This is a genomic window from Streptomyces sp. NPDC021622, assembly GCF_040640795.1.
GTDB lineage: Bacteria > Actinomycetota > Actinomycetes > Streptomycetales > Streptomycetaceae > Streptomyces.
Window position 1 is genome coordinate 148,782 of the sequence record NZ_JBFACK010000017.1, and the last position, 21,087, is coordinate 169,868.

Annotated in this window: 20 protein-coding genes; 10 read left to right on the plus strand and 10 right to left on the minus strand. The window is 70.9% G+C overall.

The window, feature by feature from the left end; translation table 11 throughout:
- Positions 1 to 237: 237 nt before the first annotated feature.
- Both groL and AB0G47_RS30430 read left to right on the plus strand, forming a co-directional pair.
- The gene (gene groL / locus AB0G47_RS30425) at positions 238 to 1,860 is read left to right on the plus strand and encodes a chaperonin GroEL (RefSeq protein ID WP_360776544.1); all 1,623 of its coding nucleotides are present in this window, start codon (positions 238 to 240) and stop codon (positions 1,858 to 1,860) included.
- 350 nt (positions 1,861 to 2,210) lie between these two features.
- The gene (locus tag AB0G47_RS30430; RefSeq protein ID WP_360776545.1) at positions 2,211 to 5,315 is read left to right on the plus strand and encodes a helix-turn-helix domain-containing protein; all 3,105 of its coding nucleotides are present in this window, start codon (positions 2,211 to 2,213) and stop codon (positions 5,313 to 5,315) included.
- Positions 5,316 to 5,354: 39 nt separating this feature from the next.
- Here AB0G47_RS30430 and AB0G47_RS30435 read toward each other — a convergent pair whose 3' ends face one another.
- The gene (locus AB0G47_RS30435; protein WP_360776547.1) at positions 5,355 to 6,623 is read right to left on the minus strand and encodes a hypothetical protein; all 1,269 of its coding nucleotides are present in this window, start codon (positions 6,621 to 6,623) and stop codon (positions 5,355 to 5,357) included.
- A gap of 431 nt (positions 6,624 to 7,054) precedes the next feature.
- Between AB0G47_RS30435 and AB0G47_RS30440 the strand changes: the two genes are divergently transcribed.
- Positions 7,055 to 7,381 (plus strand): hypothetical protein, encoded by a 327-nt coding sequence (locus AB0G47_RS30440; protein ID WP_360776549.1) that lies wholly within the window; start codon positions 7,055 to 7,057, stop codon positions 7,379 to 7,381.
- A 74-nt stretch (positions 7,382 to 7,455) separates the two neighbouring features.
- Positions 7,456 to 8,655 carry an MFS transporter gene (locus tag AB0G47_RS30445; RefSeq protein WP_360776550.1) on the plus strand — a complete coding sequence of 400 codons (1,200 nt, stop codon included), beginning with the start codon at positions 7,456 to 7,458 and terminating at the stop codon, positions 8,653 to 8,655.
- A gap of 27 nt (positions 8,656 to 8,682) precedes the next feature.
- Here the strand turns inward: AB0G47_RS30445 and AB0G47_RS30450 are convergent, their stop codons facing one another.
- Positions 8,683 to 8,949, minus strand: a complete 267-nt coding sequence (locus tag AB0G47_RS30450; RefSeq protein WP_360776552.1) for a DUF397 domain-containing protein — start codon at positions 8,947 to 8,949, stop codon at positions 8,683 to 8,685.
- The gene (locus AB0G47_RS30455; RefSeq protein ID WP_360776554.1) at positions 8,930 to 9,772 is read right to left on the minus strand and encodes a helix-turn-helix transcriptional regulator; all 843 of its coding nucleotides are present in this window, start codon (positions 9,770 to 9,772) and stop codon (positions 8,930 to 8,932) included. Before AB0G47_RS30455 ends, AB0G47_RS30450 begins: the two co-directional genes overlap by 20 nt.
- Positions 9,773 to 9,886: 114 nt before the next feature.
- Here AB0G47_RS30455 and AB0G47_RS30460 point away from each other — a divergent pair, with 114 nt between their 5' ends.
- Both AB0G47_RS30460 and AB0G47_RS30465 read left to right on the plus strand, forming a co-directional pair.
- Positions 9,887 to 10,099: a hypothetical protein gene (locus tag AB0G47_RS30460; RefSeq protein WP_360776556.1), complete on the plus strand. Its 213-nt coding sequence runs from the start codon at positions 9,887 to 9,889 to the stop codon at positions 10,097 to 10,099.
- Entirely contained in the window at positions 10,096 to 10,320 is a 225-nt protein-coding gene (locus tag AB0G47_RS30465; RefSeq protein WP_360776558.1) for a hypothetical protein, read from the plus strand. The genes AB0G47_RS30460 and AB0G47_RS30465 overlap by 4 nt, the downstream gene beginning before the upstream one ends.
- Before the next feature lie 18 nt (positions 10,321 to 10,338).
- Here AB0G47_RS30465 and AB0G47_RS30470 read toward each other — a convergent pair whose 3' ends face one another.
- The 3 genes from AB0G47_RS30470 to AB0G47_RS30480 form a co-directional block, all read right to left on the minus strand.
- Positions 10,339 to 11,100 carry a polysaccharide deacetylase family protein gene (locus tag AB0G47_RS30470; RefSeq protein WP_360776560.1) on the minus strand — a complete coding sequence of 254 codons (762 nt, stop codon included), beginning with the start codon at positions 11,098 to 11,100 and terminating at the stop codon, positions 10,339 to 10,341.
- 331 nt (positions 11,101 to 11,431) lie between these two features.
- Positions 11,432 to 12,316 (minus strand): hypothetical protein, encoded by an 885-nt coding sequence (locus AB0G47_RS30475; protein ID WP_360776562.1) that lies wholly within the window; start codon positions 12,314 to 12,316, stop codon positions 11,432 to 11,434.
- On the minus strand, positions 12,313 to 13,827 hold the full coding sequence (locus AB0G47_RS30480; RefSeq protein WP_360776564.1) for an AMP-binding protein: 1,515 nt from the start codon (positions 13,825 to 13,827) through the stop codon (positions 12,313 to 12,315). The genes AB0G47_RS30475 and AB0G47_RS30480 overlap by 4 nt, the downstream gene beginning before the upstream one ends.
- Before the next feature lie 285 nt (positions 13,828 to 14,112).
- Between AB0G47_RS30480 and AB0G47_RS30485 the strand changes: the two genes are divergently transcribed.
- On the plus strand, positions 14,113 to 15,117 hold the full coding sequence (locus tag AB0G47_RS30485) for a helix-turn-helix transcriptional regulator (protein ID WP_360776566.1): 1,005 nt from the start codon (positions 14,113 to 14,115) through the stop codon (positions 15,115 to 15,117).
- Here AB0G47_RS30485 and AB0G47_RS30490 read toward each other — a convergent pair.
- From AB0G47_RS30490 to AB0G47_RS30500, 3 genes are all read right to left on the minus strand, one after another.
- The gene (locus AB0G47_RS30490; protein WP_360776568.1) at positions 15,063 to 16,553 is read right to left on the minus strand and encodes a PTS transporter subunit EIIC; all 1,491 of its coding nucleotides are present in this window, start codon (positions 16,551 to 16,553) and stop codon (positions 15,063 to 15,065) included. The two genes, AB0G47_RS30485 and AB0G47_RS30490, sit on opposite strands and share 55 nt — an antisense overlap.
- Positions 16,554 to 16,625: 72 nt before the next feature.
- The gene (gene murQ, locus AB0G47_RS30495; protein WP_360776570.1) at positions 16,626 to 17,597 is read right to left on the minus strand and encodes an N-acetylmuramic acid 6-phosphate etherase; all 972 of its coding nucleotides are present in this window, start codon (positions 17,595 to 17,597) and stop codon (positions 16,626 to 16,628) included.
- 74 nt (positions 17,598 to 17,671) lie between these two features.
- Entirely contained in the window at positions 17,672 to 18,595 is a 924-nt protein-coding gene (locus tag AB0G47_RS30500; RefSeq protein ID WP_360776571.1) for a MurR/RpiR family transcriptional regulator, read from the minus strand.
- Positions 18,596 to 18,710: 115 nt separating this feature from the next.
- On the opposite strand from AB0G47_RS30500, the gene AB0G47_RS30505 reads away from it, so the two are divergent.
- Genes AB0G47_RS30505 through AB0G47_RS30515 form a run of 3 tightly spaced genes read left to right on the plus strand, consistent with a single transcriptional unit; the run spans position 18,711 to position 19,674 of the window.
- Positions 18,711 to 19,082 (plus strand): hypothetical protein, encoded by a 372-nt coding sequence (locus AB0G47_RS30505; RefSeq protein ID WP_360776573.1) that lies wholly within the window; start codon positions 18,711 to 18,713, stop codon positions 19,080 to 19,082.
- Entirely contained in the window at positions 19,079 to 19,345 is a 267-nt protein-coding gene (locus tag AB0G47_RS30510; protein ID WP_360776575.1) for a DUF4031 domain-containing protein, read from the plus strand. The genes AB0G47_RS30505 and AB0G47_RS30510 overlap by 4 nt, the downstream gene beginning before the upstream one ends.
- 26 nt (positions 19,346 to 19,371) lie before the next feature.
- Positions 19,372 to 19,674 carry an NIPSNAP family protein gene (locus AB0G47_RS30515; RefSeq protein WP_360776577.1) on the plus strand — a complete coding sequence of 101 codons (303 nt, stop codon included), beginning with the start codon at positions 19,372 to 19,374 and terminating at the stop codon, positions 19,672 to 19,674.
- Between the two features lie 25 nt (positions 19,675 to 19,699).
- On the opposite strand, the gene AB0G47_RS30520 is transcribed toward AB0G47_RS30515, so the two are convergent.
- Positions 19,700 to 20,917, minus strand: coding sequence for a Cmx/CmrA family chloramphenicol efflux MFS transporter (locus AB0G47_RS30520; protein ID WP_360776579.1), 1,218 nt, complete (start codon positions 20,915 to 20,917; stop codon positions 19,700 to 19,702).
- Positions 20,918 to 21,087: the final 170 nt, after the last annotated feature.

Sequence of the window (21,087 nt, forward strand, 5' to 3'; positions counted from 1 at the left end):
CCGACAGGGGTACGGGCCCCTCGTACGTCTGGGATCGGTGAGAGGCGCTTGCACTCGTAGGGGGCGAGTGCTAATCATTGGCTTAGCACTCTCCCAGTGAGAGTGACAGAACTTGGATCGGGTCAGCGAGGTCCGCAGGCCGGGTGGGGCAAGGAACCACACGGCGCGCAGGCCGTCCGTCGCGGGCGCGGGCACGGTCCGTTTGCATTTCCACCCCGTCCGGGAGGACCACTTCACATGGCCAAGATCATCGCGTTCGACGAGGAGGCACGGCGCGGCCTCGAGCGCGGCATGAACCAGCTCGCCGACGCCGTCAAGGTGACCCTGGGCCCCAAGGGTCGCAACGTCGTCCTCGAGAAGAAGTGGGGCGCCCCCACGATCACCAACGATGGTGTCTCCATCGCCAAGGAGATCGAGCTCGAGGACCCGTACGAGAAGATCGGCGCCGAGCTGGTCAAGGAGGTCGCGAAGAAGACGGACGACGTCGCCGGTGACGGCACGACGACCGCGACCGTCCTGGCCCAGGCCCTGGTGCGCGAGGGTCTGCGCAACGTGGCCGCCGGTGCCAACCCGATGGCCCTCAAGCGCGGCATCGAGAAGGCCGTCGAGGCCGTCTCGGGCGCCCTGCTCGAGCAGGCGAAGGATGTCGAGACCAAGGAGCAGATCGCTTCGACGGCCTCCATCTCCGCCGCCGACACCCAGATCGGCGAGCTCATCGCCGAGGCGATGGACAAGGTCGGCAAGGAAGGCGTCATCACCGTCGAGGAGTCGCAGACCTTCGGGCTCGAGCTTGAGCTCACCGAGGGCATGCGCTTCGACAAGGGCTACATCTCGGCGTACTTCGCGACCGACATGGAGCGCATGGAGGCGGCCCTGGATGACCCGTACATCCTGATCGTCAACTCCAAGATCTCCAACGTGAAGGACCTGCTCCCGCTCCTGGAGAAGGTCATGCAGTCGGGCAAGCCGCTGCTGATCATCGCCGAGGACGTCGAGGGCGAGGCCCTGTCCACGCTGGTCGTCAACAAGATCCGTGGCACCTTCAAGTCCGTCGCCGTCAAGGCCCCGGGCTTCGGTGACCGCCGCAAGGCCATGCTCGGCGACATCGCCATCCTCACCGGTGGCACCGTCATCTCCGAGGAGGTCGGCCTCAAGCTGGAGAACGCCGGTCTGGACCTGCTCGGCCGCGCCCGCAAGGTCGTCATCACCAAGGACGAGACGACCATCGTCGACGGTGCCGGTGACAGCGACCAGGTCCAGGGCCGCGTCAACCAGATCCGCGCCGAGATCGAGAACTCGGACAGCGACTACGACCGCGAGAAGCTGCAGGAGCGCCTGGCGAAGCTCGCCGGCGGTGTTGCGGTCATCAAGGCCGGTGCCGCGACCGAGGTCGAGCTCAAGGAGCGCAAGCACCGCATCGAGGACGCCGTTCGCAACGCGAAGGCCGCCGTCGAAGAGGGCATCGTCGCCGGTGGTGGCGTGGCCCTCATCCAGGCCGCCGCCGTCTTCGAGAAGCTTGAGCTCGAGGGTGACGAGGCCACCGGTGCCGCCGCTGTGAAGCTGGCCCTCGAGGCCCCGCTGAAGCAGATCGCGGTCAACGCCGGCCTCGAGGGTGGTGTCGTCGTCGAGAAGGTGCGCAACCTGACCGTCGGCCACGGCCTGAACGCCGCGACCGGTGAGTACGTCGACATGATCGCCGAGGGCATCCTCGACCCGGCGAAGGTGACGCGCTCTGCCCTGCAGAACGCCGCCTCCATCGCCGCGCTGTTCCTCACCACCGAGGCCGTCATCGCCGACAAGCCGGAGAAGGCCGCTCCGGCCGCTCCGGGCGGCATGCCGGGCGGTGACATGGACTTCTGAGCCTCTTCGGCTCGGTAGGCCAGTCTTCACGTACCGAGGGCGGCACCCCTTCTCACGAAGGGGTGCCGCCCTCGGGCGTTTTCTGTACGGCCTTCTGTACGACACGACCTTCTATACGAGCAGCGTCCTGACCGCGACGGCGAGCAGGGCGACGTCCAGGGCGATCGCCACGATCAGGGAGAGCGCCGTGAGAACGGCGAGACGGGACGGGGACACTACGGCTCCTCGGTGAGTGTGTCCGGCAGGGACGTGAGGACTGTCCCGAAGTCCGTGTGCAACGGGGTGCGCCTGGAGGAAAATGAACGCCGTTGAACAGGGACACCGTTGAACGGGGAAGCGGAGGGCGGCCGGTGGCCGGCGATGCGGGCGGCGACGCCGCGGCCGCGCTCGCTCAGCTGCGCAACGAGCTGAGGCAGCGGCGCGACAGCGCGGGGCAGACCATCGACGGGCTCATCGGGCGCGCGGCGGCCCACCGTGTCCGCCTTGGCCGCACCACCGTCAGCCACGCCTTCAACGACGGCCATCCGCCGCCCACTTGGCGCACCGTCCACGCCCTGGCCCGCGCCACAGGGGCCGACGGCGCCGGCGTCGCCCGGCTGCGGGAACTGTGGGAACGGGCCGCCCGCCGGGAGGACGCCACACTGCCGGTGCGGCGCGATGACCGCTCCCCGGCGGCGGTGCTGTCCGCGGGCGACGCGGACCCGGCCCTCCTGGAGGTGCACGAAGCCGTCCTGCCCGGAGCGGACCCCGGCGGTCTCCCGTACCTCACCCCGTACCTGAGCCGCCGCCACGACGGAGAGCTGCGCCGCCGCATCGAGCCCGCCGTCGCCGGGGAGTGCTCCGTCCTGGTGATGGTGACCGGCGGCTCCTCCACCGGGAAGACGAGATCCCTGTACGAAGGGCTGCGCGCCCTCGCGCCCGACCGGCCGCTGCTGCGGCCCGAGGGTCACGCCGGTCTCCTGGAGCTGCTGCGCGCCGGGCGGATCGGCGCGGGCGCGGTCCTCTGGCTCGACGAGGCGCAGCGCTTCTTCCACGGCGGACCCGGCGCCGAGGCGGCGGCGGACCTGCTGCGGCAACTGCTGCTCGCACAGCGCGGCATCGTGGCGGTGGGCACCATGTGGACCGAGCCCTACCAGGAGTTCCTGGCCAGGCCCGACATGCTGACGGACCCGCACAACCGCGTCCGGGCGCTGCTCGCGTCCCCCGCCACGCGCAGAGTGACCGTGCCCGACCGGCTGACGGGCCCGGAGCTCGAGTGCTGGCGGCTGCTCGCCGATTCCAGCGGGGACCAGCGGATGACCGCCTCCTTGAACGCGGGGTCGCGCGACGGTCTTGTCGTGCCGCATCTCAGCGGCGGGCCCGAGCTGCGGGAGGCGTTCGGCGCGGGCCCCGGCGCCTGCTTCAGCCACGTCGAGCACGCGCTCATCAGCGCGGCGCTCGCGGCGCGCGGCCTGCACCACTACGCCCCCCTGCCCGGCGCCCTGCTTTCCGCTGTCGCCGACGCCGCGCTCGATGCCAGACACCGGCCGGCCGACCCCGACTGGGCAGCCGTCGCGCTGCGCTCCCTCTGCTCCGGGGTGCGCCCCGACGGCCGCCGTACGGACATCCGTTCCGTACTGACCGCGTTGGTCGCCGTACGGACGGCCGCGGGCGGCGACGCGGCGTACGAGCCCGCCGACTACCTGGAGCAGGCGCTGCGCTCCGAGGAGGCGCTGCCCGCGCCGAGTCCCGCGCTGTGGCGGGCACTTGAGGAGCACACGACGGACCCGCACGAGCTGTTCGTGACGGCCAGGGAAGCCGAGCGGCGCGATTTCCGGAAGCAGGCGACGCTGCTGTTGCGCCGGCTGATCGCCGCGGGCCACCCGCATGTGCTGGAGATCCTGTTCCTCACGCTGCCCCGCCAGGCGTGGCGCGGCGACGAGTTGATGCTCTGGATCGCGGAGAACGCCGGGCTCGTGTCGCGCGAGAGCACCCGCGCCTTCCTGTGGAGCGTGGCCAGCGCGAAGTGGCAGGCTCCTGTGGACCGGATCGTGGGGCGGGCGGTTGCACGGGTGGATCTGACCGATCCGGAGCAGGTCGCAGGACTGCTGTCCGACCTGACGCAGATCGACCAGGAGGCGGCGCTCCTGGACCGGGATCCGATGGCCCGGGTGCGGCTTCCCGAACCACGGCTCGCCGCATGGCTGTTGGGATGCCTGATGCGCCGGGGCCACCTGGACGCGGCCGTCCGGCTCGCCGACCGGCTGCTCCCCGGTGCCGACCTCGGCGACGCGGGGCTCGCCGCCGCGCTTCTGGCGCTGCTGCACGCCGTGGGAGACCGGGGCGCCGATCTCGCCGCCGTGGCGCGGGAGGCGGCGGGGCGCGTCGACGTGGGCGACCAGGACGGCGCCTTGGAGGTCCTTGAGGAGCTGGTCGACGCGGGCGAGCCCGAGGCGGCGCGGCTGCTGGCCGGCCGGCTCGCGGCCGGTGCGGACGTGAGCGATCCGGAGGCCGTCGGGGTCGTACTCGATCAGTTGCGCTACTACGACGGGATGACCGATGCCGCCCGCCTCCTCGCCGAACGAGCCGTGGGAAACGTCGAGTTGAGGTATCCGGAGAATGTCGCGTTCATGCTGGACGGACTGCGTGCCACGGGTGTGGCGGGCGCCCTGACGGAACCCTTCGTCCAGGAGGCGGCACGGCACGTCGATGTCACCCGGGCCGTGGGCGTCACCCACCTTCTGTGGACGCTGGGCGAGATGGGGGAGACGGAGGCCGCGGCGCGGATCGCCGACCGGGCCGTGGCGCAGGGGGTGGCCCTCGGCGATCCGGAGTATGCCGCGTACTTCCTCGCCGAGGTGGCCAAGCTCGGCAGGACGGGCGCGGTCCCGGCGCTTGCCGAGCGTGCCGTGGCGGAGGCCGACGCAGGCGATACGCGAGTGAGCTTCCTGCTGGGCGAACTGCGCGACATGGGGCGGCCCGACCTGATGGAGCGCCTTGCGCGGCGCAGCGCCGAGCGGGGCGGCGGTCTCACGCTGGCGCGGCGGTTGCGGGATGCCGGGCAGGACGGATGGGCCGAGCGGGTCATCGACGGGCTGCTCACCCGCTCCCGTGTGCGCCTCGGTGATGCGTACCAACTGGCCATGTTCCTGGACGAGTTGACGGAGGCCGAGGAGTACGCCGCCGCGGCGCGGCTGGCCCGCGACGCCGTACCCCAGGTCTCCCTGGTCAGCGTCGAGGGCGCGGACGCCCTGCTGGAAGCGTTGCGCAAGGCGGACCTGGCGGAGGAGGCGGAGCGTCTGGAGGCCCGGGTTGCGCAGCGCCCGGCGCCGCGTGTCTGGTCCCCGAAGGCACCGTACGGCCTGGAGACCGACGGAAGCCCTGCCGAGCCGTGGACGTGGGACGAGCTGCCGCCCGTCGACGAGGTGTGGTGCCGCGAGGCGCGGGCGGTGGCCCGCGAGACGCGGTGGATGTGAGGTGACCCCGCTCCGTCACCCGGAGCGGGGCCCCTGCGGCTACGGCAGCCGGTCCATGATCCAGGTGCAGAGTTCCTCGGTGACCAGGGTGTGGCCCTCGTTCTGGGAGGCGCAGAGGTACTCGTCCAGTTCGCTGTCCTCGGACTCGGAGCTCTCCGGGAAGGGCTCGTACAGCTTCTGATGGGTGTCGACGTCGCGCAGGGCGACCGCGCTGACGGCGGGCACGAAGCAGTGTTCGCGGATCTCGGCCTCCGAGCCGAGGCCGATGATCGCGGGGATCTTGTTCAGCTCGTCGGCGAGGATGCCGAAGCCCTCCAGGGTGCCGCCGGGCGCGCCGTCGATCTCGGGCAGGCCCGAGGTGCGGATCTGCGGCTTGCGCAGGGTCACCACCCGTAGCTGCGCGACGAGTTGGTCCTCGCCCGCGGGCTGCGTGTAGAGGTGAGTGCCGGTGATGGCCAGGCCCTTGCCGCGGAACGCCCGCTCGCCGGGGGCGATTCCGTTGCCCTCGCCGGTGCGTACGCCGTTGGCCACGCCGATCTTCCGGGGCTGCCGCGGCCAGCCGCCGACCCGCTCCAGCTCGGCGGTGAACTCGGTGCGCTCCTTGTCGGTCTCGGGGCTGTCGTCCCACTCCGCGATGTGCTGCCACAGGAGCTGGCGGGCGGCCGGGCTGTTCATCTGGTTCGAGAAGGCCGAGTTGAGCTTGCGGATGTAGTGGGCGAAGGACTGCAGGGCGATCGGGATCCAGGCGCCGCGGTGCGGGCTGTCGTAGGAGAAGTACAGCGCCGTCCGGTGATCCTCGCTGTCGTGCTCCATCTTGGCGAGCGCGTACCGCGTGACCAGGCCGCCCATGCTGAACCCGCCGACGGCCAGCGGATGGCCGCTCTTGCGCCGCGCGATCGCCTCGCGGATGGCGGCCCGCGCGACCTCGGCGTTCTCCAGGATGGACGCGCTGCGCTCGTCGAAGCCGATCAGTACGACGTCACGCCCGCGCTGCCGCAGCTCGCTGATGAACGGGTACGGGCCCCGCTCCAGGATCTCCCAGGAGAAGTCCAGATCGCTGGGCCCCGTGTTGAACCCGTCGCCGAGGAGCACCGGCTTGTCCAGGCCGAACTTGGGGTTGGCGAGGTACACCCAGGCCTTGCCGCCGGGCAGCGTCCACTCCTCGTCCGGGGCGGGCGCCTCTTCGAGGACCTCCCTGGGGCCGGGCGCCAGCGTGATGTGGGCGGCGGACCTCCAGGCTTCGGCGATCTGCTCTTCGTCAGGGTGGTCGGGCTCGCTGGGCTGGTTGGGCTCGTTGGGCTCGGTCATGAAGGTCCCCTCCGGAGTACCGGTGCGATGGCGTACGCGTGGTCATGACGTTCGGTGCCATCTTTGGTACGCCGGGTAGCCGCCGACAGCCGGTCCCGGCGATCCGCGCCGGGGCCAGGGGCCTTTCGGACAGGGCGACTTCGGCCGATTACGCGTGTGACGCGAGGGGCGTTCCCCGCCGACCAGGGGCGTACCTGTGGCACCGGCGCAGCGGCCCGTGCCGGCCGACGGCGCGTCGGCCAACACGGCGCCCGACCCGGCCGCCCGCACCCCGCCGCGGCGCGGGAACTCTGTCGCGAAGACGACCTCAGCAGGGAGACACCATGCGCAAGGGCAAGCTCTTCTGCTCGCAGAACGGCACGGACCAGTGGTGGCTGTTCACCACCCCGTGAGGGCAGTGACGTAGTCAGGGGCTTTTCGTTTCCCTTGACATGCAGATCACCAAGTTTCTGATGACAGGTGCCGCCGCCGCGGCCATGGCGGGCGCCTCCGCTTCCGGGGCGTTCGCGGCCGGCCCGGCGCCGAGCGCCTCGGTCGGCGACGTCGCGACCGGGGCGCTCGCCCAGGCGCACGACAACCTCAACGTCGACCACCTCGCCCCCGACTCCGCGACGGTGGAGGCCCTCAACGGCTCGGGCAAAACCGCCCTCAACGGCGTCGGCCGGGGCGTCGGCGAGTCCCGGAATGCGCTGTCCAACGTCGCCAACCTCGCCGGCAAGATCGATCAGGAAGGGAAGGCCGCGCTCGCTGACAAGTAGGGGCGAGCAGCCCGGCGGCGGTGTCGGCCAGGTCATGGCAGGCGATGGCGGTGTGCGGGGTTAGCGTCGGCGGCATGGATGGTGATCACCGGCGTTGGCGCCAGTGCCTGCTCAGCGGGGCGGTGTTCGCCGTGTGCATGGCCGGCACCACACTGCCGACCCCCCTCTACAGCCTCTACCAGGACAAGTTCGGGTTCTCCGAGCTGACGGTCACCGTCGTGTACGCCGTGTACGCCTTCGGGGTCATCGGCGTACTGCTCCTGGCGGGCAACGTCTCGGACGTGGTGGGCAGGCGTCCGGTGCTGCTGTGGGGCCTGGGCTGCGCGGCGGCGAGCGCCGTCTGCTTCCTCTCCGCCGTCGGGATGGGCTGGTTGTACGCGGGGCGGCTGCTTTCGGGACTGTCCGCCGGACTGTTCACAGGGGCCGCCACGGCGTACGTGATGGACAGGGCGCCGTACGTCGGCGCCTCCCGGGCCACGTTCGTGGCGACGGCCGCCAACATGGGCGGTCTCGGCTGCGGTCCGCTGCTCGCCGGTGTGCTCGCGCAGTACGCCGCCTGGCCGCTGTACCTGCCGTTCGCCGTGCACCTCGCGCTGGTCGCAGCCTCGGCCGCCGTCCTGTTGCGGCTCCCGGAGACCGTACGGGAGCCGCGGCCGCTGAGCACGGTACGGCCGCAGCGGCCCGGTGTGCCCCCGCAGGTGCGGGCGGTGTTCGTACCCGCGGGGATCGCCTCCTTCGTGGGTTTCGCGCTGTTCGGGGTGTTCACCTCGGTCAGCCCGGCGTTCCTCGCAGAGTCCCTGAACGTGGAGAACCACGCCGTGAGCGGCCTGGTCGTCGCCCTTGCCTTCTTCGCATCGACCGCCGGACAGTTGGCGATCGGCCGGGTCGGAGTGAGGCGGTCACTGCCACTGGGCTGCGCCGGACTCCTCGCCGGCCTCGCGCTGCTCGCGGGCGCGCTGCGGTGGGACCTGCTGCCGCTGGTGGTGCTCAGCGCACTGGTCGGCGGGTGCGGTCAGGGTCTTGCGTTCCGCGGGGCGCTGTCCGCGGTGGCCGAGGCGTCTCCCGCGGACCGGCGCGCGGCGGTGATCTCGACGCTGTTCGTGGTCGCGTACACGGGCATCTCGCTGCCGGTCATCGGGGTGGGCGTACTGACGGGCCCGCTCGGCCTGGAGGGCGCGGGCCTTGTGTTCATCGCGTGCATGGCGGTTCTGGTCTCGACCGCGGGCGTCTATCTGCTGCGGCGGCCGGTACGGGGGAGAGGGAGGGCGGGTTGAGGCCCGCCTCCCGTTCCTTTCTCGCTGTCAGGTGGCCTTGAGGTTCGTGACGAACGCGGACCAGGTCGTGGCCCGGAACACGAGCTTCGGGCCGGTGGGGTTCTTGGAGTCGCGGACGGGGACGATTTCCGGGTGACCGTCGGATACTTCGAGGCAGTTGCCGCCGGTCGCGTCGCTGTACGTGGACTTACGCCAGGTGGCGACCTCTAGGCAGTCGCCACCCTGGCCGCCGCTGTAGCTGGACTTGCGCCAGATCGCCGTGCTCAGGTCGTGCTCAGGGCTGTTGCTCTTCATGTGCGTAATCCTCTGCCACTGCCTCGATCAGGGCCAGGGATTCTCGCGGAGACAGTGCGCTGGCCCCGAGCAGATCGTAGGCCAGCTGGTACTCGGTGACGGAGGCCGGATCATCCTCAAGTCGCCCGATCCGGAAGCCTTCGAGGTAGGCGAGCGGCGGTGCATTCTCGAACTCCATGAGCTTCAGAGAGCCGCCCATGGCCATATGTCCCCCGGCTTCGAAGGGCAGTACCTGAATGACGGCCCTGCACTTGTGCGCTACGGCCACGACGTGCCGTAGCGCTTCCGACATCACCGCAGGTCCGCCGACCTTCCGGCGTAGTACCGCCTCGTCGAGGATTGCCCACAACAGCGGGCTTGTTGGACCGGTGAGCAGGTGTGCTCGTTCCAGGCGGGTGGCTACCAGTTCGCCGATTGCCTCGTCCGTTGCCCTCGGGCGCCCATCGCGGAAGATGGCCCGTGCGTACTCCGGTGCCTGGAGCAGTCCCGGGATCAGGAGTGGCGCGTACTCCCTGATGGCCGTCGCGATCGACTCCGCCTCAGCCGCCTCCGCGAAGTGATCGGGATACTTCGACTTCGCGATAGCCGCACAGTTCCGCTCGAAGAAGCCGTCCGTGCCCAGGAGTTCGTCTATCTGTCGCGCGTACTCCAAGTGCATCCGTCGCGTCCCCGCCTCCAGCTGGCCGATGAACGAGCCGCTGACGAACAGGGGTGTGCCCAGTTCCTCCTGGCTCAGTCCCGCCCGCTCGCGGGCGTGGCGCAGCTCGGCGCCGAGTAAGGCGCGCGGTGACGATGAGGGGTCGAGGTCTTTCGGTCCTGGCATGGCAACTCCCGGTCGTACAGGGCGGGTTGTTGATGCTCCATCGCTGTTCAGGCTAGCCGGGAGTGACCACGCTGGGTGAGGAAACGGGAACACTGTGTGTGAAAGGCGGAGGTCATGGCGTTGACGGCGGAGGAACGGGTGCGGGCGGCCGAGGAGGCCGTGCGGCAGTTGAGAGTGGGTCTCGAAGGGGCAGGGGTCACGTTGCCCTCGCTGCGGATGGACCCGCTGACGGCGGCGGCCGAAGGGGCGCTTCCCTTGATCGAGTTGGGGCGCTGCAACCTCGATACGGCGCTGCGGCTGGCCGCCGTACTGGAGGACGCGCGGTGAACGGCGACCCGAGTGTTCCGGAGGCCGGGACGTACGCCGTCGACTACCGGGACGGCAGCGTCGGGCTGGTCATGGGGTGCGAGGGCGGACTCGTACAGCTGAGGCCCCTCGGCGGTGGCCGGGAGTGGGACTGCCCGCCGGAGAAGGCCGGGCAGGCGCCGCCGGGCGAGGTGCTGCGTGAGAAGGTGCGGCAGCTCAACCGGCAGCGGCGGTTGCCGTGACCGGGCCCCGGCCGGGGCTCAGCGGACCGGGAAGCCGAAGGTGTAGCCCTGCTGCTTGAGCCGGGGGAGGAGCGTGCGCAGGGCCTCGACGGTCTGGGTGCGGTCGCCGCCCGCGTCGTGGAAGAGGACGGTCGGGCCGCCCGGAAGCTCCCGCTCGACGGTGGCGACCATGGCTTCCGCGCCCGGACGTTCGAAGTCCTTGCTGTCCACATTCCAGCCCAGCGGGCGCATGCCCCTGGAAGCGGCGAGCTTGCGGCTGGCGGGGGTGAACGCGCCGCCGGGCGCCCGGTAGTACATCGGGCGTACGCCACCGGATGCCTTGGTGATCATGCGTTCGGCGTCGAGTATCTGCTGCGACTGGTAGGCCTCGGACTTCTTGTCCATGGCGGTGTCGTGCGACACCGAGTGGTCGCACAGGCGGTGCCCGGCCGCGACCACCTTCTTCACGATGTCAGGGTGTGCCTGCGCCTGCGTACCCACCATGCAGAACGTGGCCTTCACGTCGTACTCGCGCAGCAGGTCGAGCATTTGAGGGGTCCACTTGGGGTCGGGGCCGTCGTCGATGGTGAGGTTGATGCCGCGCTTCCCCGCCTCCGAGGCGTGCGCGATGGTCGCCGAGACCGGCTTGGCGGCGCTGCTCGGTGCCTTCGCCGCCGGGGAGTCGTCTGTCGTACCGGCCTGTGCGTTCCACACCCCTGCACCCGTGGCGAGCATCGTCACCCCGAGCGCCGCCCCGATCAGCTTGCCGTACCAGCCACGCCCGCCGCTGTGCCGTGCCATGTCCCGCCCCTTTACCCTCAGCCCCTCGCCGCTCCCCGGTCACTCGCGGCCACATGGCAGGACGGGGATCGGCGGCCGAGGGATGCGTCCGTTACCGATCACGGACAATTTCGTCGACAGACCCGGGTGTGGACGCGTGCGGACGTTCACGTGATCCTCCCCGACGGTGTGACGCGGCACGGCGGAACGCCGGTCGTGCGCTGTTGCGCGACGACCGGCGTCCCTGGTCACGGCTGACCCGTGGTGGTGGATCAGGTGGAGCCGTGAGCGCTGAAGCCCACCGCCGCGAGCGTGGAGAGGGCGTAGCGGAGGTAGCTGAGGTTGGCCTTGGTCATGGTCGTTCACCTCCTTCGGTGACTCGGTCGAGGGTCCGCGGTGTGAGCGGTTCGGCCCGCAGGTACTGCCGGGTCGGCCGCTCCACGCCACGGTTCAGTCGCCAGTAGAGGTACTGGGCGACGATCACGGGGCCGAGGAAGACCATGACGGGGATGGTGTGCCCGATGGTGTCCGCGGCGATGAGGACGAGAACGAGTGCGGTGGTGGCGAGCCCCGCGAAGAGCGCGCAGAGGCCGGCCGTCCTCCCGTATGCCTTGCGCATCACGAGCGGGAAGAGGGAGACGAGGAGCAGGTCTCCGAGGCCTATGAGGAAGCTCGTCGGCACGTCGTCGAGTCCCCAGCCCACCAGGGGGAAGAGCGGAAGCTTGGTGAGTTTGACGAAGAGGTGGAGCATGACGGAGAACTTCCACGTCGCGAGGGCGTCGTAGACGGTGAAGGCCGCGGCGAACACCGCCGCGTGGGCCGCCCGCATCCCGCTCTGCGCCCACAGGTTGGCCACGCCGATCACCACGACCACCATGATCGCGTCGTTGGTCAGCAGGAACGCGTCGCTCCGTACGCCCACGGTGAGGCCGAGGGCCACGTCCGCTGCGATCAGTCCGAGGCACACGACCCACAGGGACCTGCGCCCGAGGACCGGTTGCAGGGCGACCTGGAGGGCGCCGAGGGTGAGGAAGGCGAGCAGGAACACCACGACCGCCAGCGGCAGCGCCATGTAGAGCAGGGGGATCAGGACGAGTCCCGCCATCGCCACCGTCACGTCCCCGAGGTTGATGACGCCGAACGGGGGCCGAGCGATCCGCTGCCGCCTGAAGTACCACCAGCTCCCGGCCGCCGCGAGGAGCGTGAACGCGTACACCACGAGGATCGAGAGGATCACGGCCGTCCCCCTCGGACAGCTCGGACAGCCAGGTCCCCTCGGGCCGCCGCCCCGACCACCGCGGGTGGCGGGCTCGGGGTCAACTCCCCTTCCCGCAGGTCGCAGCGGAGCGGGACCGGCCGGCGCAGCCCGTCGGGGCTTTCCTCGACCCTGAGTTCGGCGAGGGGAACGCCCTGCCGCTCCAACGCGACCCCGATCTCGCCCCGGAGCGCGGGGTCCGCCGGAGCCACGACCTCGACGGCCACGCCGCCCGGCACCCCCCAGAACCCGAACCGGGCGGGCAGCGGTACACCGTCCACCGACTCCAGCGCCTCCACGACGTCCCTGGCGAAGGTCCAGCCGTCGTCGTGGCACACGGCCTGGCGGCGCTTGCCGAGGAGTTGGCCGAGCGCGGGCAGGCGGCTCATGGTGCAGTCCGGCTGTCCCACGACGGTCTGCACCACGTCCTCGGTGTCGTACCGCAGGAGCAGAGTGGTGTCGCGGAACGGCGGCAGCGGAGTGCCGACCAGCACGCCCGGCTCGCCCTCGGCGACCGGACGGTGCCGCCCGTGCAGGTCGAGCACCTCGACGAGGCAGGTGGCCGGCTCGTAGTGGATGTGGCCCCTTTCGCACCGGCCGCCGCCGAACGGCACCAGCTCGGTCAGCGCGTAGTTCTCCTCGAACTCGATCTCGCCGAAGACCTCCCGGGCCCGTCGACGCAGGCCGCGGGTGAGGATCTCGCCACCCACCAGGATGCGTTCGAGGCCGAAGTCGGCCGGCCCCTGGCCGCGCCGCCGCGCCGTCTCCACCAGCAGCGCGAGATAGGAAGGGTGTGCGGTCAGCACACTGATCCGGGGCTTGTGCCCGGGGATCGCATGGTGTTCTGCCAGCGTCGTGAGCATCTGCTCGGGACCGATCATCCCGCCGATGCGGACAGCCGCTCCCACCGCCGCGGCGGCGAAGGACGTGGCGTGCACGGCGATCCGGTTGCGGGGGCTGATCCCGAGCAGGACCTGGTCGTCGGGACGGAACGTCTCCGACTGGAACTGCGCGAGCGTCGAAAGCGTGGCCACGAGGTGCAGTTCGTCGTCGGACAGCCACACCGTCGTCGCCCGCCCCGTCGTCCCCGTCGTCGAGCAGGTGTGGACGGGCCTGGCGCCTTTCCGTACGAACGCGGACGGCTTGTCGCGCAGTGCCTGCTTGGACGTGACCGGGATCGACGCGACGGAATCATGACTGATCGCGGACGCGTCGATTCCGTGGCGCCTGAACACCTCCGCGTAGAAGTCGGTCTCCGCCGCGGCGCGCAAGGCCTGCGTGCGCAGACGCTTCCCCTGGACCATGCGCCGCGTCTCGGGGTCGAGTACGGCGCCGCCGAGCAGGTCGTCGCCGTCGCCGACGGCGATGCCGCCGAACTCCCGCTGGGCCGCCCGCATCCCGTCGAGCAAGCGGTCCAGGGAGCGGCGGTGGAACGGCCTTCCCAGCGTCATCGACATGCCGAACCTCGCGGCGGCAATCGCGCTCACGAACATGGAACCGCCCTCCCCTCGCCCGAAAGTGGCCCGCTTGCGCCTCCGGGACGGAAGCGCCTCGCTGACTTCTCACCGAAAATTACGGGGCCGTGAGGAAGGCGCGGTATCCCGAGATCTGGGGATGGCGGAGCAGTGGATCCGCCTGCTCTCCCATCCGGCCGGACGGGATGAAGGGGCCTGGCGGAAGGGGTGAAGGGGCCCGGAAACCAAGGGAGTTTGCTGGCGATATGTGCCAAACTCGCTGAATGGTCTCGGGGGGTGACTGTGGTGGTTTCAGTGGGGCGCTTGGCGCCGGAAGCGGCGGCACGAGCGGACACCGTGGCGGATCTGGGCGGCGAGCTCTCGTGTCAGCTGAGCCGGGTCGTGCCGCACGACGGGTATCTGCTCTCCGGGTTCGACCCGGTCACCGGCGCGCGGTGCTTCCTGGCCTCTGAGAACGGCTATGACACACATGCGCGGCGCCGCATGGACCGGGAGGACGCCCTCGGCCGGACCCGGAGTCCCGTCGCCGAACTCATCCACGGCCCTTGCCCGGTCACGGTGCTCGGCGCGGGCTCACGGGACGAGCATCCGCAGGCGCGCAGACTGCACGGCACCATGGGCGCCGACATCTATGGCAGCGAAATGTGCGTCGCCCTGACCGAGCGCGGGGTCGTCCGGGGCGTGCTGGTCCTGCTGCGCGAACGGGGGTCCAGGCCGTTCTCGGCGATCGAGACCGCGCGCGCCGCCGATCTCGCGCCGTCGCTCGCGCTCGCCGTGAACCGCTATGTGACGGGCAAGCCGCTGCGTCCTCGCTCCGTCCGCATTCCGCCCGGCATCGTCATCATCAACAGGAACGACGAGATCGTGGGGGTGGCTTCAGCGGGACGCGAGGCCCTGGGCGGGGTCGTGCCCGGCGTCTACCCCGCCGGCGAGCGGGAGTTGTTCAGCTTCATCTGGCACATCACCTACACCGCGCGGCGCACGGGCGCGCCCGCGATCACGCGTGCCCCCACTCCGCTGGGATGGTTCTCCCTGCAAGCCCAGCCGCTCGAAGGGGCGATGGCGGGCGATATCGTGGTCACGCTCCAACCCGCCGCGGCCGCCGACCTGTTGCCCGCACTCGCCCAGTGGTACGGCATCTCCGGCAGAGAGCGGACGGTCATCGAGCAGGCCCTCCAAGGGCAGGCCGTCAAGCAGATCGCCCGCCGTCTCGACCTGTCGCCGCACACGGTGAACGACCATTTCAAGGCGGTCTACCGCAAGACCGGCGTGACCAGCCGGGAGGAGCTCATCGCCTGCTTGGTCTGAGGAGCCCTGCCGACGTTCAACTCCACCAGCATCTGCTTGCTGAAGCCGAAGAAGTACGTGGCCAGGAAGCCCACCGCGTAGCCGACCAGCAGGCCGCCGCCGTAGATCGCCACCGTCAGGCCCAGGCCCTTGTTGCCGTCGAGGAGGGGGAACAGCGCCCAGCCCGACGGGCCGATCGCCGTGGAGCCGACCTTTTCGCCGATCATCGAGAAGAAGCCGATGAACGCGCCGCCCGCCGCGCCGCCCACGCACGCCGTGATGAAGGGGCGGCCGAGGGGGAGCGAGACGCCGTAGATGAGGGGTTCGCCGACTCCCAGGAAGCCCGCGGGGAGCGCGGACTTGATCGTCGTACGGATCGACGTGTTGTGCCTCAGGCGCTTGAACACCGCGATCGCGCAGCCGACCTGGCCCGCGCCCGCCATCGCCAGGATGGGGAGCAGGACGGTGTAGCCCTGCTGCTCGATCAGGGTGGTGTGGATGGGGATCAGCGCCTGGTGCAGGCCCAGCATCACCAGGGGGAGGAACAGGCCGCCCAGGACCAGGCCCGCGAACGCGCCCGTGTTGTCCAGGAGCCAGTTCGCCGCCGCGCCGATGCCCGTCGACACCTCGCCCGCCAGGAACATCAGGCCGAAGATCGTGACCAGGCCGGAGAGCAGGACCGTGATGGTGGGGGTGACGAGGACGTCCAGGGCCTCCGGCACCCAGCGCCTGCACCACTTCTCGATGTACGTGGCGAGGACCGCGGCTCCGAGCGCGCCCAGTACGCCGCCCTGGCCCGGCGACAGCTTCTGGCCGAACGCCTCGATGTTCGCCACACCCGGGAACACGATGATCGCCGCGACCGCGCCGCCCAGGATCGGTGTACCGCCGAACTCCTTCGCCGTGTTGAAGCCCACGAAGACGGCGATCAGCGCCATGAAACCGGAGGCGATGGCCGCCAGCGCCGGGGTGATCGACGGCAGCCACTCCAGGTTGGTCAGGAGGCCGTTGATGCCCGCGATGATGCCGCAGCCGATCAGGGCGGGGATGAGGGGTACGAAGATGTTCGCGATGCGGCGGAGGAAGAGTTTGAAGGGGGTTGCGTTCTTGGCCTTTCGGGCCTCCTTGAGCGCGGCTCCCTGGGCCGCCAACTCCTCTGCCGTGAGGGTGTGTTCAGGAGCGGGGGCCGCCGCGCGGTCCTCCTCCACCAGCGCCTCGAACTCCGGCGTCACCCGCGCGACCGTGCCCGGTCCGAGCACGATCTGGTACGTGTCGTCCTCGACCACGCCCAGCACGGCGGGCAGCGCCTTCAGGACCTCGTCGTCGACCAGCGAGCGGTCGGCGAGGCTCAGGCGCAGGCGCGTCATGCAGTGGGCGATGGACGTGACGTTCCGGGCACCGCCGACGAGGGGGAGGATCGCGGCGGCTGTGGCGCGGTTCTTGTTCTCAGGTGCCATGGTGCGGGGTGCCTTGCTCTGTGCGGGGTGGCGCTGTTCGGGCAGCGGCGGGGGGCGCGGGGTGCGAAAGGGTCAGGTGTTGCGGGTTGTGCGCGCGGCTTCCAGGGCTGCCCTGAGGTGGCCGTCCGAGGACGAGAGCAGGTCCGCGGCCGTGGGGCCGTCGACTCCGCCGAGGATGGTGAGGATGGCGTTCTTCACTTCCCCGTCGGTGGCGGCGAGTGCGGCCTCGATCTCCTCGTCGGTCGCGCCGGTGGCGAGCGAGACGATGCGGCGGGAGCGGGCCTTCAGCTTCTCGTTCGAGGCGCGTACGTCGACCATCAGGTTTCCGTAGGTCTTGCCGAGGCGGATCATCGTGATCGTCGACAGCATGTTGAGGACGAGCTTCTGGGCCGTGCCCGCCTTCAGACGGGTGGAGCCGGTGAGCAGCTCAGGGCCGACCACCACCTCGATGCCGTGGTCGGCGGCCGCCGCGAGACCGCTGTCCGCGTTGCAGGAGAGCCCGATGGTGAGCGCGCCCCTGGCCCGCGCGTGCTCGACCGCGCCGATCGCGTACGGGGTGCGGCCCGACGCCGAGATGCCGACCACCACGTCGTCCGCGGTGAGGCCGAGCCCGTCCAGGTCATCGACGGCGAACTCCTTGCTGTCCTCCGCGCCCTCGACCGCCGTGACCATGGCGCTCGGGCCGCCCGCGATGAGGCCGACGACCTCGCTGGGCGCGGTGTTGAAGGTCGGCGGGCACTCGGAGGCGTCCAGCACGCCGAGCCGGCCCGCCGTCCCCGCGCCCGCGTAGATCAGCCGTCCGCCGCGGGCCATGCGCTCGGCGGTGGCGTCGATGGCGGCGGCGATCGCCGGGAGCTGCTCGGCGACGGCCGCGGGCACGGTGGCGTCCTCGCCGTTCATGATCTTCGCGATCTCCGGCGTGGGCAGCTGGTCGATCTCGGAGAGCTCGGGCCGGAACGCCTCGGTGGTCAGCGTGTCCAGCTGGGCGCGGAGCTCGCCGTAGTTCTCGTCGGTGGCGTCGCTGGCGTCGGTCGTGGAAGTCATGGCGTGCGGCTCTTTCATACGCGGGCGGGGGTGGCGGGTCCGGTACGTGTGCGGGCACAGCGGCTGCTGCGGGCTCAGCGGCTGCTGCCGCGCGGGCTGTGGCGGTGGGCGAGCGCTTCGTAGGAGGCGGCGAGCGCGGGGGCCGCCGTCTCGTACGTCCGCTGGGCGACACCCACGAACAGGCAGTCCACGACGAGCAGTTGGCTCGTGCGGGACGACATCGCGGCGGGCCGCAGCTCGCTCTCGCGGGCGGTGGAAGTGGTCAGTATGTGATCCGCGTACTGCGAGACGGGGCTGCCGGGACGCCCGGTGATCGCGATGGTCGTGGCGCCCCGCTCGAAGGCGACCCGCAGCGGCTCGATGACGTCGCCGGTCGACCCGGAGTGCGTGATCGCGATGGCCACGTCCTTGGCCCGCAGGGTGACGGCGTTGGTGACCGCGAGGTGCGGGTCGGAGTGCGCGTGGGCGATGTGGCCTATGCGCAGCAGCTTCTGCGCGAGGTCCTGGGCGACGAGCCCGGAGGCGGCGACGCCGTAGATCTCCGCGCGCGGGGCGGTGGCGAGGGCGGCGACGGCGGCGCCGAGCTGCACGGTGTCGAGCCCGGCCGCGGTGTCGGCGAGGGTCTGCTGCTCGTCGTAGGCGAGCTTCGCCACGACATCCGCGATGGGGTCGTCGACGGCGATGTCCGCGGTGACGGCGGGCGCGCGGCCCGACTGCTGCTGGGCGGCGAGTCCGGCGAGGGCCAGGCGGAGGTCGCGGTAGCCGGGGTAGCCGAGCAGGCGGGCGGTGCGCACCACCGTCGCCTCGCTGGTGCCGGTGAGCTCGGCGAGGCCGGTGACCGTGAGGGCCGCGCAGCCTGCCGGGTCGCCGGCGACGGCTTCGGCGACCCGCTGCATGGAGCGGGTCATGGACGGCGCGAGGGTCCGCACCTTGGCCGCGAGGGCGGCCGGGGCGGGGGGCGCCGCGCCCGCGAAAATTTCCTTCACGTCATTGGTCACACCTGAAAGATATTTTCGGAGCGGGGAAGGGTCAAGACCCCCTTGGTCCCGATCTCTTTGGTCCCGATCTCGGACGGACCTCCGGCAGGTTGCGCACGGGGTGGACAATGGCTGCATGGACGCGATCGACCCCCTGGAGCAGGCGCTGCACGCCGCCCGCGCACTTGTCATCGCCGACCTCGTGGCCCGCGAGGTCGCGCAGGCGGAGGTCGTCTCGCTGGTCGAGGAGGCGGTGGCGCACCGCCGCTGGTGGGTCGAGCAGTGGCCGGACGGCATCGAGTACGTCGCCGGGCTCGTCGCCCAGGACGTACAGGACGCACTCCTTGAGCGCTACGGCCGCTGGCCGCTGTGCCCGGTCTGCGGCTCGGGCGACCCGCACGCGCTGGACGTGGAACCGGAGTTGGGCCCCGACCCGCACTGGGTGTGCGGTAAGGCGGGCGTCGTCGTGGCCCCGGTGGGCGGCCTGACGGGGACGGGCCCGACGTGACGCTCTACATCGACCCGCCGACCTGGCCGGGCCATGGCCGCATGTGGTCGCACCTGGTCAGTGACGTCTCGTACGAGGAACTGCACACGTTCGCGGAGGCCATCGGCGCCCCTCGCCGCGCCTTCGAGCGCGACCACTACGACGTGCCGTCGCACCGGTACGGGGACGCGGTGCGCGCGGGCGCGGTCGAGATCGGCTCCAAGGAGCTGGTGCGGCGGCTCACGGAGGCGGGGCTGCGCAGGCCCAAAGGCAGACCCGCGTAAGGCGGTTCGAGCCTAGGGTGGACCGCATGATCACCGTTCATCTGAAGTACGAGATCGATCCCGACCGCATCGACGACTTTGAGGAGTACGGCCGCCGCTGGGTCACCCTGGTCAACCGCTTCGGCGGCGACCACCACGGCTACTTCCTGCCGAGCGAGGGCGACAGCGACATCGCGTACGCCCTCTTCTCCTTCCCGAGCCTCGCCGAGTACGAGCGGTACCGCACCGAGAGCAAGACCGATCCCGAGTGCCAGGAGGCCTTCGAGCTCGCGCGCCGGACGGGGTGCATCCGCCGCTATGAGCGGCGGTTCCTGCGGCCTCTGGAGTGAGGGCTTCTCCTCTGGAGTGAGGCTTCTAGCGGGCGGTTTCGATGTCGGCCCCCGCTTGCGTGCTGTCGGCGGAGAAGGCCGTGACGACGCGGCTCGGAGTCCTGCGGTGCAGCCGCAGCGAGAGGGTGACCGCCCCGATCGCCACCGCCGTCATCGCGGCGCCCGCCCAGGCCGTCGACGCGTACCCGAAGTCCAGGTCGATGACCGTGCCGCCGAGCCAGGGCCCGCCCGTGTTGCCGAGGTTGAACGCGGCCGTCGTGGTGGCGCCCGCGAGGGTGGGGGCGGCGCCCGCCACGTTGAACATCCGGGCGTTGAGGGCCGGGGCGGTGTAGAAGGCGGAGACGCCCAGGAGGAAGGAGAGGGTGACCGCGACGGCCGCCGTGCCCGAGAAGAGGGCGAGGGCGACGAGGAGGACGGTGGACGCCGCGATGCCGCTGAGCAGGACGCCGAAGAGGTGCGCGTCGGCGATGCGGCCGCCGATCCAGGTGCCGATGAGGGCGCCCGCCCCGAAGAGGCCGAGGACGGTCGGCACCCAGCCCTCGTCGAGCCCGGCGACGTCCGTCAGGAGCGGCGAGAGATACGAGAACGCGCAGAAGACGCCGCCCGCGGCGAGCGCGGTGATCGCGATGGAGAGCCAGACCTGCCGGTCCCGGTAGATGGAGAGTTCCTTCTTCAGCTCGGGCTTCTCGTCCGGGAGTGGAATGCGCGGGATGAGGGTGAGTACGCCGACGAGCGCGACGGCGGAGGCGACGCCGACCGCCCAGAAGGCCGAACGCCAGCCGAAGTTGTCACCGAGGAAGGCGCCTGCGGGGACCCCGAGGACGTTGGCGATGCTGAGTCCCCCGATCATCACGGCCATGGCGCGGGCCCGCTGGTTGACGGGGACCATCGCGATGGCGACGGCGGCGCCGACCGCCCAGAACCCCGCGCAGGCGAGGGCGCTGATCACGCGGGACGCGAAGAGGATCTCGTACGTGGGCGCGAGGGCCCCTGCCACCTGGCCGAGGCCGAAGACCGTGATGAGCGTGATGAGTGTCGTGCGGCGTGGCAGCCGCAGGGTCGCCACGGCGAGCAGCGGGGCGCCGATGACCATGCCGATGGCGAAGGCGGAGATGAGGAGGCCGGCGCGGGGGATGGAGACCCCCATGTCGTCCGCGATGGGCGGCAGCAGCCCCGAGAGCATGAACTCGCTCGTGCCGAGGGCGAAGACGGCGAGCCCGAGGATGTAGACGGCTACGGGCATCCGCGATTTCGCGGCAGGGGTCGGCATAACAGGGGTGAACGTTGGGGTGGGGCATTACATTCCCCGGCGGGGGGCTTGTGTTCCGGGTGCGGGTCGGTCCCGGGCTGGGCCGCCGCTTCGCGGCGGATCTTTCCCGCCCGCCCACCCATTACCCCGGGGTAATGGGTGGG